This window comes from Aminobacter niigataensis (genome assembly GCF_014200015.1).
GTDB classification, from domain to species: Bacteria; Pseudomonadota; Alphaproteobacteria; order Rhizobiales; family Rhizobiaceae; genus Aminobacter; species Aminobacter niigataensis.
Genome location: NZ_JACHOT010000005.1, coordinates 270,405 through 282,909, shown reverse-complemented (window position 1 = coordinate 282,909; position 12,505 = coordinate 270,405). Strand labels below are relative to the sequence as shown.

Below are 12,505 nucleotides of genomic sequence, written 5' to 3'. Positions count from 1 at the left end.
TTACCTGCATATTGTCTCTCACATGAGTGAGACCGATGAACGCTGACGACGTTTTCAAGGCACTGGCCGACCCGACACGCAGGAGGCTGCTTGACCTTCTCTACGAGAAGAACGGGCAGACGCTCGGCCAGCTTTGCGAAAATCTTGAGATGGCCCGCCAGTCCGCCACGCAGCACCTCGGGATTCTGGAGGCGGCCAATCTGGTGAGCACGGTCAGGCGTGGCCGGGAAAAGCTGCATTTCATCAACCCCGTGCCGTTGCACGAAGTCTACGAACGTTGGGTGCGGAAATTCGAACGTCAGCGGCTCAGCTTGCTGCACGATCTGAAGAAGGAACTCGAAGGAGAGTGACGATGACCAAAGAGAAGACCAGCTTTGTTTACGTGACCTACATTCTCTCGACACCCGCAAAGGTGTTCGAGGCCATAACGAAACCGGACGTCGCCAGGCGCTACTGGGGCCACGAGAACGTCTCCGACTGGAACCCCGGTTCGAAATGGGAACATGTCCGCGCCAATGACGAGCGGACCGTCGAACTCGTCGGCAACGTCATCGATGTCTCGCCACCGACCCGTCTCGTCATCAGTTGGGCGAACGCCTCGCAGGCCGCCGATCCGGCAAGCCACAGCAGGGTTACGTTCGATATTGACGAATATGAGGGCATGGTTCGGCTGACCGTCAGCCATGACGAACTCGAAGCCGGCAGCGGGATGGCGAACGGCATCAGCAAGGGCTGGCCGATCGTGCTCTCCAGCCTCAAATCCTTCCTCGAAACCGGCCGCGCCCTCGACGTGTTTGCCAAGCCGAAGGCGGCCTGAAGGGGAATGACAATGACCAAGCGCTATACCGGCGGGTGCGCGTGCGGCGCGATCCGTTATGAAACGAGCAGCACGCCCGTCTTCGAAAACCACTGCCAATGCCGCGATTGCCAGCAGCGAAGCGGCACCGGGCATGGATCATATCTCAGCTTCGCCCGGCAGGCCGATGTCACGGTCACGGGCGAAGCGAAAACCTGGCGGGTAACGGCCGACAGTGGCAACGAAAAGATCCACGCTTTCTGCCCGACCTGTGGCACGCCGGTCTACCTGACATTCGTCGCGATGCCGGAGCTGATCGCGATCCATGCGGCCAGCCTCGACGACCCGGGCCAATTCAAACCGCATGCGGTCACATACGGCATCCGCGCCAATGCCTGGGACACGATGGATGCGTCGTTGCAGACATTCGAGCGAATGCCGCGTTGATGAGGAAGCGGTCCGACCTCGCCTAGTGCGCTGCGGTTTCGACCAGCGGCTGCGAATCCGTGTCGACGCTGACCACCACCGACATGCCGGGCGCCAGCCTGTCGGCCATCGCCTGGCCCGGATCGATGCCGATGCGCACCGGCAGGCGCTGCGCCACCTTGGTGAAGTTGCCGGTGGCGTTGTCGGGCCGCAGCACGCTGAATTCCGAACCCGTCGCCGGGGCAAAGCGCTCGACATGGCCGTCGAGGCGGGCATGACCCAGCGCATCGACAGTGAATGTCACCGGCTGGCCCACCTTCATGCCGCCAAGCTGGGTTTCCTTGAAGTTGGCGACCACCCAGATGCGCTTCGGCACCAGCGCCATCAGCTGCGTGCCAGGCGCCACATACTGCCCGAGCCGGGCGCCGACCTCGCCGAGCCGGCCGTCCTCGGGTGCCACGATGCGCGTGTTCTTGAGATCGATCTCGGCGAGATGCACGGTCGCCTCCGCGCCCGAGACCGCTGCCTCCAATGACTGCCGGCTGACGATGGTCGCCTGCAGGTCCTGCCGCGACACCTCGAGTGCCGCTTCCGCCTGGCTGTGGGCGGCACGTGCCTGCTCGAGCGCGGTGCGCGACTTGTCGGCCTCGCTCAGCGTCGACACGCCGCGCGCCAGCAGCGGTTCGATCCGGCCCCAGCTCGCCAGGGCGTTGTCATAGGCGACCTTGGCCGAAGCCACCTGCGCTTCGGCCGACGTGACGCGCGCCTCGGCCGAGTGCCGCTGCTGCTCGGAATTTGCCAGTGCCGCCTGCTGCGATGCCAGCGTCGCACGCGCCTGTTCCAGCTTCTGGACAAAGATGCGGTCGTCGATCCGGACCAGCAGCTGCCCTGCCTTGACGTCCTGGAAATCCTGCACCGCGACTTCGGCGATCGTGCCCGACAGCTGCGGCGCCAGGATGGTCGGCTGGCCGCGCACATAGGCGTTTTCGGTGATCTCGACCGCGCTCTTGAACGGCGGCAGGTGCCAGACATAGAGGATCAGCGTCAGCCCGGCGATGCCGAGGACGATGGCCAGGATGGTGCTGGCGGACCGGAGGAGGTGAAGGCTTTTCGATAGCATGGCGGTTCACGCGGTGGCTGGGAGTGCAGGGGTGGCTGCCCGGTTGCGGAAAGCCACGATGGCGATGTGGATGAGAAGCAGGACCAGCGACGTCAGCGCGATCACCGTGATCAGCAGGAACGCGTCGTTGTAGGCGAGCACATACGCCTCGCGCGTCGCCTGCTGCGACAGGAGCTGCAGGCCTTCGGCGCTGAGCAAGCCCTTGTCGGTGATGACGCGGGAATAGGCGCCGCCGAGCTGGGCCACGCGCTGCGCCACCAGCGGATCGGTCAGCGCAATGTGCTCGACCAGCACATTGTGGTGGAATTGCTCGCGGCTGGTGACGAAGGTGGTGAACACCGCCGAGCCCAGCAGTCCGCCCAGGCTTTGGGTGGTCAGGAACACGATGATGAAGCTGAGGATGTAGTTCGGCCCCTTCTTCAGCGCCGACATCAGGCCGCTCTTCATCGCCGGCGGCAGGATCAGCGCCCCGGCAAAGGCAATCAGTGCCTGGCTGTAGAACACCTGCTCCGGCCGCGTCAGGTTGGTGGCGCGGCTGTCCATGTAGGCGCCGATGGCGATCAGGATCAGCGCCGCGATGTGGATGCGCTCCTCCTTGCCGTGCTTCATCAGCGTCGCACAGGTCAGCCCGCCGGCAATCGATGCAACCAGGATCACCCAATAGACCGACCGCGTCTGTTCGTTGCTGAGGCCGAGCGCCTGGAACAGGCTGGAGGCGCCCAGCGTCTGCTCGGAAAGCACCAGGCGGAACATCAGCAGTACGCCGGTGAAATGCAGGATCGGCGGGCTCGCCAGCCAGCGTATGTCGAGCAGCGGGTTCTTGCGGTTGAGCTCGATGACGGCTGCAATGGTGATGCACACCACCGCCAGCGCCAGAAGCGCCCCGATCCACGGCGCTTCCAGCCACCAGTAGAGCCGCCCGAGCACCAGCACGATCGCCGTCGCGCCGAAGCCTGTGGCGATCAGCAAATAGCTGATCACGTCAAGCTTCTCGATCACCTTGGCGCGCGGCTGCGGTGCCAGCGGCAAGGCATAGACCAGGGCGAAGGCGATCATCGCCATGCCGAGTTCGAACATGGTCACGGCATGAAAGCCGCCGATGTCGAACAGGGCAGGGGAGATCAGCCGCGCCACCGGCGCGCCGAGCGTGATGCTGGTCAGCGCCAGCGGCAGGCCGACATTCAGCTTTTTCTCCGGCGAGAACGATTCCAGCATGTAGAGGAAGGCGAGCGTCGACATCGGTGCTGCCGCGATGCCGCTCATGAAGCGCACGACCAGCGCCGACTGCAGGTCGGATATGAACAGGTTGAGCACGCAGGCGAGCACGAAGCCGAGTATGCTGAGCTCGGCGAAGTTGCGCAGGCCGTATTGCGTCCTGATCTTGATCAGTGCCAGCGCCAGCGAGACATTCGGCGCCATGTAGGCGGCGACCAGCCACGTCGTCTCGGTCACCGTCGCGCCGATCGAGCCCTGGATCTGCGGGATGTTGGCGGCAACCAGGTTCATGCCAAGCCCCTGCGTCAGCGCCAGCACCACCGAGGCGCAGACATAGGCTGCTGCCATCAGTGGTGGCTTGGGCACGAAGGGCGGCGGGGCGGCGGCCGGTGCCGCAGGCTGCGGCGCGGCAGGCACCTCGGTCCGGGTCGCCGCATCGGCTTGCCCGGGCTCAGCCGCCTTACCGCGGCCTTCGCCGCTGTCTGGTGCCTGTTGCATCGCTGGCCACTCTATTCGCAGGCGGCCTCGCCGATGTTACGGCTGAGGATGCTCAGCACGCGGGTAGCGCTCTCGATGTCGGCATCGTCGACGCCGGCCAGCACCCTGTTGCGCAGTTCGGCGACGAAGGCGATCATGCTGTCGGCTTCGCGCCGTGCGTTCGGCGTCAGGAAAATGCGCTTGGCGCGCCGGTCGTCGTCGGTGGTGCAGCGCACCACCAACCCCTTCTTTTCCAGCCCGTCGATGAGGCCCACCAGCGACGGCTGCTCGATATGCATCAGCTCCGCCAGCTCGGCTTGCGTCTTGCCTTCGCATTCGGCGATCTGCATCATCAGCCGGGCGCGTGCCAGCGTCAGCCCGCGCTTCTTGACCCGGGCGTCGAACATGGTCCGCAGCTTTCGGTTGACCTTCAGCAGTTCGTCGAAAAATGCGCCTTTCAGGCCTTCGTCGCTCATGTCGATCCCCTTTTTATTAGTATGGATATGATTAGCCTCCTATGTAATTAATCCGGAGGCATTTTGCAAGACGTGCCGCCCCCGCAGAGGCGATGCCGCGCGCTTGCCAAACCGGGCTCGATGTACAACCTAGCCGCAACCGAAACGGCCGAGTCGGCACAGCCTGCCCGGCCGCAAGACGCGGAGGCCGACCTTGCCCATCAAAATGTATGGCATCAAGAACTGCGACACCATCAAGAAGGCCCGCACCTGGCTCGAGGGCCATGGCGTCGCCTACGATTTCCACGACTACAAGGCCTCGGGCATCGACCGCCCAAGCCTGGAGGCGTGGGTCGAGGAGTTCGGCTGGGAGACCGTGCTCAACCGTGCCGGCACCACCTTCAAGAAACTGCCCGACGCCGACAAGCAGGGCCTCGACGCCGAAAAGGCCATTGCCCTGATGCTGGCCCAGCCCTCGATGATCAAGCGCCCGATGCTCGACCTCGGCGGCCGCCGCATCGTTGGCTTTAAGCCCGAGGCCTACGACGCCGCTTTCCCCGGCTGAGGTCCGGTCCCGAACCGGGCCATCGTCGCGGCAACCTCCTCGGCCAGCCAGCCTGAAAAATCCCTGACCTTGCGCGGCGGCCGCTCGGCAGCCGACGTCACCAGGTAGTAGCCGAGGCCGCTCGCCACCGTGATGCCGAACGGCGCCACCAGCCGCCCGTCGGCCAGCGCGTCAGCCGAAAGCAGCTGCCAGGCCAGCGCCACGCCCTGGCCGGCGATCGCCGCATCGATGCCGAGGATCGGGTCGGTGAAGGAGGGTCCCGCCGGCAGCACCGGATAGGGCGCCAGACCCGCCGCCTCGAACCAGCGCTCCCAGCTGATCATCGTGCTCTCGTCCGAAATGACCGGCAGCTGCGCGATATCGGCCGGCGTCCGCAGCTTCGCCGCCAGCGCCGGCGCGCAGACCGGGAACACTTCCTGCGCCAGCAGCAGTTCCGCCCGCACGCCGGGCCATTTGCCGTCGCCCATCCGGATCGCCAGATCGACGTCGGAATGGTCGAGGTCGACCAGCCCGGTCGAGGCATCGATCCTCAGCTTCAGCTCGGGAAAGCGCAGGTTGAAGCGGTTGAGCCGCGGCACCAGGAAGCGCGAGGCGAAGGCGGGTGCCACCGACACCACCAGCATCTTCGAGCTCGTCTCGTCGGCCAGCGCCACCGCGCGCGACAATTCCTGGAAGCCGGCACTCAGCCGGCGCGTGAACTCCGCGCCGAAGCTGGTCAGCACGAGGCCTGTCCCTCCGCGTCGGAAGATCGCACGGCCGAGCTGCCGTTCGGTGCGCGTGATCTGCTGGCTCACCGCGCTCACCGAGACGCCCAGTTCTTCCGCGGCCTTGACCAGCGAGCCGCAGCGCGCCACGCTCTCCACCGCGCGGAGCCCGTTGAGGTGAACGCGATTGAGTGCCTGACTTGAGATTTTCTAAACTCCGTCTGCGGCATTCTTGATTGAAGACAGAGCATTTGTAGCGAAAATGGCGTGAAAGGATCAACGCTTAGGAGAAGTCCAATGAAGATTTTCTCAAGCATTTCCAAGCTGCTTCAGAGCCAGCGCGACAGCCACGGCATCGACACCGAGCGGTTTCTCGGCTGGCTGCGCGATCCGCTTTCCCATCCCGACATCGAGCGCATGGATGCGCGCGAGCTCGGCGACTTGCCGCTTGGCCGCGGCTTCAGGCCGGCCCTGCCGGTGCCGGGCGAGTGCCGCGCCTAGAGCAATGCGAGGGCGTGGCCGAGCACGCCGAGTGCCGCAACAGTGATCGTCAGCACGCTCAGGCCAAAGCCTGTCGCGCGCTGCCATTGCGCCGCCCGCTCATGGGTGAAATGCCAGGCATGGACCGCGCGGCCGAAGGTGAAGGCGCAGCCCAGCACATGGATCGCCACCGCCGGCGCGCCGAGTGCTGCGGCAAAACCCAGCAAGACCAGCATGATAGGAATGTTCTCGATGGCATTGGCATGGCCGCGCATCGTCCGGTGCAGGCGCGCCACCCCGCCGTCGCCGATCAGCACCATGTGCTTGCGCCTGACCAGCGCCGTCGCCATCGTCAGCCACAGCAGGATCAGGCCGTTGAGCGCGGCGTAGAGCCCTGCTGCCGCATATGCTGACTGGTTCATGTCGTCCCGGGACTGTGTAAATGACCAAACTGTAATATTCCGGTGCGGAAAATCGCCACGATCCGGCGCGCATTGCAACAACCGGCCGCCGCCGGGGATTCCCTTGTGTCGCGAAGTGTGACTTCATGCGGCCAACTGGCAATGCCACCGTCTCCGAAAGGAACCCGGAACCGTGTTCGTATCCTTCTTCCCGCAGCCGAAGCTGTTTTTCACCTCGGCCGCCGTCTGGAGCCTTGCAGCGGTGCTGTTCTGGTTCTTCGGGGGTGAACAATTAGGGGCCATCTTCGGCCTGCCGCCTGCGCCGGCCGGTGTTCCACCGATACTCGGGATCCGGATTTTCTGGTCAGCCCCGTTCCTTTGGTTCTACATTTATTTTGGGTTTTTGGTTGCGGTCTTCTACGCGTTTTGGGCTTGGTACTCGCCGCACCCCTGGCAGCGCTGGTCGATCCTGGGATCGTCGGCGATCCTTTTTTCCACCTACACCTCGGTTCAGCTCTATGTTGCGCTGAATACATGGCGGGGACCGTTTTTCGACCTTTTCCAGAAGGCCATATCGACCGCCGGGTCAGTAACGCCAGGCGAACTTTACGACCTCATCTGGGTCTTTGCCGGAATCGCCCTCTTCTCGGTTTCCCTGTTCGTGGTGACACGCTTTTTCGTCAGTCACTACATCTTCCGGTGGCGTACGGCGATGAACGACTACTACATGGCCAACTGGCCTAAGCTGCGCCATATCGAGGGCGCTTCCCAGCGTGTTCAGGAAGATACGATGCGCTTCTCGACGACGCTTGAGGGCTTGGGTGTTGCCTTCGTCGATTCTGCAATGACGCTGATTGCCTTCTTGCCACTACTGGCCCAACTGTCCACGCACATCACGGCGCTGCCTGTCGTTGGCCAGATACCTTATTCGCTTGTCTTCGCCGCGATCTTCTGGTCGCTCTTTGGCACCATCCTGCTGATGGTCTTTGGCATCAAGCTGCCGGGTCTCGAGTTCAAGAACCAGAGAGTTGAGGCCGCCTATCGCAAGGAACTGGTTTATGGCGAGGATCATGCGGATCGCGCCCAGCCGCCAACCGTGGCCGAATTGTTCGCGAATGTTCGGCGCAATTATTTCAACCTCTATTTCCACTACGCCTATTTCAACGTCATTCGCTCCGGTTACCTTCAGGCGGATGCCATTTTTTCCAGTCTCATTCTCATCCCAACTATCGCTGCGGGCAAGATAACGCTTGGAATCTGGCAGCAGATATCGACGGCCTTTAGTCAGGTCAGTTCTTCATTCCAGTACCTTGTCAGCGCCTGGCCGACGATTGTTGAACTGATCTCGATCTACAAGCGCCTGCGTGCCTTCGAGGCGACGCTGTCGGGCGACGCGCTACCCGACATCGACCAGCGTTATCTCGAACGTGAAAAGGCCGGCTTGAAGCCGGAAGATCAACCGGTGGCGTGATTGCCTAGCTCCAACGCCGACGACTCCCTCCCCCTTGTGGGGAGGGGTAAGGGGTGGGGGTAAATCACACACGCCGCCGCACCCTGCTTGAGGTCCACCGTCGGCTTAAAGCCAGGCACGCACCCCACCCTCTATCCCTCCCCACAAGGGGGAGGGGGCGTCAACGTCCCGCTTGAAAAAACCAGTCGCCGGCTCACCCGCCGGTCTGCACCGGTGCCTCGTTGCGCCGCGCCACATAGTCGGCATAGCTGATGCATTCCACGTCGGCCTTCACGCACACCTCTCCGGCGAAGCGCTCCAGCGCGCGCCAATAAGCGCCGTCGTTCATCAGCGTGAAGTGGAAGCCGATCTGCAGTGGAATCCGGCCGCCTGCATATTGCGTGTCGAAGGCCTGCCGGAAGGCGCCATAGGCGCGGCTTTCGTATTTCGCCGCCTCGTCAGGCTTGTCGACGCCGCCGGAATGTCGGACGAACAGATTGTAGTCCATCGCGATGATGCGCCGCTCCGACGGGCCCTCGGGTATCAGCGGCAGGGCAAATTCCATCATGCTGCCGTCGAGTTTGGGTTCGTCCGGTCCGCGCGACACGCCGCTGGCGTTGTAGGCAAAGCCCTTGTCGCGCAGCGCGGCCGTCAGCCCCTTGCTGTCGGAGAGGTACGGAGCCCGGAAGCCTTTCACCGAGGCGGTGATTTGCGCCCAGCCCGCCGGCTCGGGCGATATGCCGTTGATCTTGTAGGTGTCGCGCATGATGGTCGAGAACGCGTCGAACTCCTTGGTCCACTCGGCCTTGCTCCACTTGCCGCCGTCGAAATGACCGCAGGCGTGGCTGGCTATTTCGTTGCCCTCGGCGGCAGCTAGATTGATCTGGCCAAGCCTGTCGGCCACCTCTTGCTTGTTCATGGCAAAACCGACATTCGACCTGCCGGCCGATTTGCCCGGTGCCTGGTATTCGCCGCGCGTTTCGCGCGACAGCAGGAAGACGCAGGACAGGAAGTAGGTGAAGCGCGCACCCGTGCGCGCAGCGAGGTTGCGGCTGCGCTGCCACTGGGCGACATCGTGGGCGCCGTCGAACGAGATCAGCACCACTTGCGGCGCCTTGACCTCATCGACCTTGGGGGCAGGGCCGGCGACCGCCGGCAGCGCCACCAGCGACGCGGACAACAGGGCACAGAGGCGGAACGCTTTGGTCATTTCGAACTTCGATGCAATTTCGGGGGCTTGGCGACTTCAGGCGGGTAAGGCCGAAATGTGGCACGGATGCGTTCACGGCGGAATGCGGCATGCAGCGCCGGAAATTCAGCGCAGCGGGTGGGCATGCCCGACGTGGATTGCTTCTCCACGGCCGGTGATTTTTGTTGGGCGCTACGTCCAAAATTCTGGATCGTGGGGGTAGTCTTCGATGTCACGGCATGGATCCCCGGGTCTCCGCACGTCGCTTCGCTCCTGCTCCGCCCGAGGATGACGAAGGCGTTGGGGTCGTGGCTAATCATCTACTTCAGCGGTTGGCACCAGCCCCATTCTGCTCGCACAGGCTGGCATTTCCTGCCAAGTGCCAACCTTGGAGGCTAGCCGAAAGCCACCAGTGCCTTCGTCATCCTCGGGCGGAGCAGGAGCGAAGCGACGTGCGGAGACCCCGGGGATCCATGCCGTGAAGTGGCAACTGCCGCGGCGGTCCAATGCTGTCGAAGCAACCGTGCCGGCTGTCACCATCTGTCAGCAACCCGCGTGGATAGCCGCCCCCGTTTCTCCACACCCTCCCAAGCCTCCCGTATCCTCATCCTCGCGATCTTCCACGGGACCCCGGTGCGCACCGGGCAGCGGGGGGAAGCGCCGGTGCCGGGCTGGCAGGAGGTCGGATCTCTTGCTGGGTGATGAGCCCCCAAGTCCGGGCCTTGCGGCGGCTGGCGGTGAAAGCCGAGGCGACTGAGCGGGGCAAGAACACCGGGCGGGGCGCGAACGTCGCGCCACATACTAGTTATCGGAAGGCACGGCCTCGCGCCCCGCTTCCCGAACTACCTCATCCTGAGCTTGTCGAAGGATGACAATGGCCAGACCGGCAACGGGGCGTGGCGTCTTGGCGCTGCGCGCCAATCCACCTTCTCCCACAAGGGAAGAAGGGAAGGTGCTCAAACGGACCGCGAAACTCCCTGCCCACCGAATTTCCACCCCGCCCCCTTCCATGGCGGCGAAATTCCGTTAAAACGCAGGCTCAAACGGCCCCGAGGGGGCAAAGGTGGTTGGATAGCATGTCGGACGACAGTTTCTTTCGGGAGGTAAACGAGGAAATTCGCCAGGAGCAGGCGAGGGCCCTGTGGGACCGCTATGGCCCCCTGGCCATTGTCCTTGCCATCCTGGTCGTCATCGGCACGGGCCTGTTCGTCGCCTGGGAATATTGGGTCGAGACCAAGGCCAACCGTTCCGGCGACCAGTTCTCGCAGGCGCTGTCGCTCGCCAATACCGGCAAGGCCGACGAGGCGCTCGCCGCCTTTGACGCGCTGGAGAAGGATGGCTACGGCGCCTATCCGCTTCTGGCCAGCATGCGTGCCGCCACCGTCCAGGCCGACAAGGGCGACTTCAAGGCTGCCATCGCCGGCTTCGACGAAGTGGCCGCCGACAGCTCCATCCCGAACGTCATCCGCGACATCGCTCGCCTGCGCGCCGCCATGCTGCTCGTCGACCACGGCTCCTACGCCGACGTGTCGGGCCGCGTCGAGGCGCTGACCAACGACACCAATCCGCTGCGCCATTCCGCCCGCGAGGCCCTCGGCCTCTCCGCCTGGAAGGAAGGCAAGCTCGCTGACGCGCTCAAGCTGTTCGAGCAGATCGCTTCCGATGAAGGCGCACCGCGCAATGCGCGTCAGCGCTCCAACCTCCTGGCCGAACTGATCCGCGGTTCCGGCAACGCGTCGTGATGCGGGCCCGATGGCTTTCAAGATTGCGATAATCGGCCGGCCCAACGTCGGCAAATCCACTCTTTTCAACCGGCTGGTTGGAAAGAAGATCGCCCTTGTCGACGACACGCCCGGCGTGACGCGCGACCGCCGCGTCCATGCGGCCAAGCTCTACGACCTCGTCTTCGACGTCATCGACACCGCTGGTTTCGAGGATGCCGGTGCTGCGACCCTGCAGGGCCGCATGCGGGCGCAGACCGAGATCGCCATCAAGGAAGCTGATCTCATCTTCTTCATGGTCGACGCCAAGGCCGGCCTGACCCCTGACGACCGTACCTTCGTCGAGATCGTTCGCCGCTCCGGCAAGCCGGTGGTGCTCGTTGCCAACAAGTCCGAGGCGCGCGGCGCCCAGGGCGGCGCGCTCGAGGCGTGGGAACTCGGCATCGGCGAGCCGGTGCAGATTTCTGCCGAACACGGCCAGGGCATGCCCGACCTGCGTGACGCCGTCGTCGAGGCGCTCGGCAAGGAAGTCGTGTTCGCCGATGACGAGGACGATGCCGACGACATCGCCGAAAGCGACGTGCTGATCGGCGAGGACATCGCCGATCCCGACGCCGAGGATGTCCACGCCTATGACGAGACCAAGCCGCTGCGCATCGCCGTCGTCGGCCGGCCCAATGCCGGCAAGTCGACGTTGATCAATGCGCTGATCGGCGAGGAGCGCCTGCTCACCGGGCCTGAAGCCGGCATCACCCGAGATTCGATTTCGGTCGACTGGGATTGGCGTGGCCGCAGCATCAAGATGTTTGATACTGCCGGCATGCGCCGTAAGGCCAGGGTGCAGGAAAAGCTCGAAAAGCTGTCGGTCCAGGACGGCCTGCGCGCCATCCGCTTCGCGGAAATCGTCATCATCGTGCTCGATGCGACGATCCCGTTCGAGAAGCAGGACCTGCAGATCGCCGACCTGATCATCCGCGAGGGCAGGGCGCCGGTCATCGCCTTCAACAAGTGGGACCTGATCGACAACCCGCAGGAAGCGCTTGCCGAACTGCGCGAGAAGACCGAGCGGCTGTTGCCCCAGGCGCGCGGCCTGCAGGCGGTGCCGATGTCGGCCGAGACGGGCCGCGGCCTCGACAAGCTGATGGACGCGGTGATGAAGACGCACCGCGTCTGGAACAGCCGCATCTCGACAGGCAAGCTCAACCGCTGGCTCGAAGGCATTCTGGCCCATCATCCGCCGCCCGCCGTCGCCGGCCGCCGGCTCAAGGTCAAGTACATCACCCAGGCAAAGACCAGGCCGCCCGGCTTCGTCGTCTCATGCTCGCGCCCCGATGCGATGCCGCAGTCTTACGTGCGCTATCTCGTCAACAACCTGCGCGAAGCCTTCGACATGCCCGGCGTGCCGATCCGCATGGCGCTGCGCACCTCGGACAATCCGTTCGCCGGGCGCGCCAAAAAGAAGAAATGAAGCATCGAGGGGCTCGCATCGCGCGGGCCCTTCGCACA

At 64.1% G+C, this 12,505-nt stretch carries 14 protein-coding genes; 8 read left to right on the top strand and 6 right to left on the bottom strand.

Going from position 1 to position 12,505, the window contains the following annotated elements:
- The first annotated feature begins 35 nt into the window (after window positions 1-35).
- The 3 genes from GGQ99_RS18740 to GGQ99_RS18730 are packed head-to-tail and all read left to right on the top strand — an operon-like array spanning window position 36 to window position 1,243.
- Complete coding sequence (locus GGQ99_RS18740; RefSeq protein ID WP_108609013.1) at window positions 36-350, top strand: ArsR/SmtB family transcription factor; 315 nt, start codon at window positions 36-38, stop codon at window positions 348-350.
- A gap of 2 nt (window positions 351-352) precedes the next feature.
- Window positions 353-817: an SRPBCC family protein gene (locus GGQ99_RS18735; protein ID WP_108609012.1), complete on the top strand. Its 465-nt coding sequence runs from the start codon at window positions 353-355 to the stop codon at window positions 815-817.
- Window positions 818-829: 12 nt separating this feature from the next.
- A complete protein-coding gene (locus GGQ99_RS18730) occupies window positions 830-1,243 on the top strand; it encodes a GFA family protein (protein WP_183263679.1) in 414 nt (137 codons plus the stop codon).
- A 22-nt stretch (window positions 1,244-1,265) separates the two neighbouring features.
- On the opposite strand, the gene GGQ99_RS18725 is transcribed toward GGQ99_RS18730, so the two are convergent.
- The 3 genes from GGQ99_RS18725 to GGQ99_RS18715 form a co-directional block, all read right to left on the bottom strand.
- Window positions 1,266-2,342, bottom strand: a complete 1,077-nt coding sequence (locus tag GGQ99_RS18725; RefSeq protein WP_183263678.1) for an HlyD family secretion protein — start codon at window positions 2,340-2,342, stop codon at window positions 1,266-1,268.
- Between the two features lie 6 nt (window positions 2,343-2,348).
- Window positions 2,349-3,905: an MFS transporter gene (locus GGQ99_RS18720; protein WP_183263768.1), complete on the bottom strand. Its 1,557-nt coding sequence runs from the start codon at window positions 3,903-3,905 to the stop codon at window positions 2,349-2,351.
- A gap of 161 nt (window positions 3,906-4,066) precedes the next feature.
- Window positions 4,067-4,510, bottom strand: coding sequence for a MarR family winged helix-turn-helix transcriptional regulator (locus tag GGQ99_RS18715; protein ID WP_183263677.1), 444 nt, complete (start codon window positions 4,508-4,510; stop codon window positions 4,067-4,069).
- Between the two features lie 193 nt (window positions 4,511-4,703).
- On the opposite strand from GGQ99_RS18715, the gene GGQ99_RS18710 reads away from it, so the two are divergent.
- Window positions 4,704-5,054, top strand: coding sequence for an ArsC family reductase (locus tag GGQ99_RS18710; RefSeq protein ID WP_210307940.1), 351 nt, complete (start codon window positions 4,704-4,706; stop codon window positions 5,052-5,054).
- Here GGQ99_RS18710 and GGQ99_RS18705 read toward each other — a convergent pair.
- Window positions 5,030-5,965 (bottom strand): LysR substrate-binding domain-containing protein, encoded by a 936-nt coding sequence (locus GGQ99_RS18705; protein ID WP_108609006.1) that lies wholly within the window; start codon window positions 5,963-5,965, stop codon window positions 5,030-5,032. The genes GGQ99_RS18710 and GGQ99_RS18705 overlap by 25 nt on opposite strands.
- Before the next feature lie 90 nt (window positions 5,966-6,055).
- On the opposite strand from GGQ99_RS18705, the gene GGQ99_RS18700 reads away from it, so the two are divergent.
- Window positions 6,056-6,259: a hypothetical protein gene (locus GGQ99_RS18700; protein ID WP_108609005.1), complete on the top strand. Its 204-nt coding sequence runs from the start codon at window positions 6,056-6,058 to the stop codon at window positions 6,257-6,259.
- Here the strand turns inward: GGQ99_RS18700 and GGQ99_RS18695 are convergent.
- Window positions 6,256-6,660 carry an MAPEG family protein gene (locus GGQ99_RS18695; protein WP_183263676.1) on the bottom strand — a complete coding sequence of 135 codons (405 nt, stop codon included), beginning with the start codon at window positions 6,658-6,660 and terminating at the stop codon, window positions 6,256-6,258. The genes GGQ99_RS18700 and GGQ99_RS18695 overlap by 4 nt on opposite strands.
- Window positions 6,661-6,832: 172 nt before the next feature.
- Here GGQ99_RS18695 and sbmA point away from each other — a divergent pair, with 172 nt between their 5' ends.
- The gene (gene sbmA / locus GGQ99_RS18690) at window positions 6,833-8,110 is read left to right on the top strand and encodes a peptide antibiotic transporter SbmA (RefSeq protein WP_108609003.1); all 1,278 of its coding nucleotides are present in this window, start codon (window positions 6,833-6,835) and stop codon (window positions 8,108-8,110) included.
- Window positions 8,111-8,303: 193 nt separating this feature from the next.
- Here the strand turns inward: sbmA and GGQ99_RS18685 are convergent, their stop codons facing one another.
- Window positions 8,304-9,299, bottom strand: a complete 996-nt coding sequence (locus GGQ99_RS18685; RefSeq protein WP_183263675.1) for a polysaccharide deacetylase family protein — start codon at window positions 9,297-9,299, stop codon at window positions 8,304-8,306.
- Window positions 9,300-10,354: 1,055 nt separating this feature from the next.
- Here GGQ99_RS18685 and GGQ99_RS18680 point away from each other — a divergent pair.
- Window positions 10,355-11,020 carry a tetratricopeptide repeat protein gene (locus tag GGQ99_RS18680; protein ID WP_183263674.1) on the top strand — a complete coding sequence of 222 codons (666 nt, stop codon included), beginning with the start codon at window positions 10,355-10,357 and terminating at the stop codon, window positions 11,018-11,020.
- Window positions 11,021-11,030: 10 nt separating this feature from the next.
- Window positions 11,031-12,467, top strand: coding sequence for a ribosome biogenesis GTPase Der (gene der, locus GGQ99_RS18675; RefSeq protein ID WP_108609000.1), 1,437 nt, complete (start codon window positions 11,031-11,033; stop codon window positions 12,465-12,467).
- The last annotated feature ends 38 nt before the right edge of the window (window positions 12,468-12,505 follow it).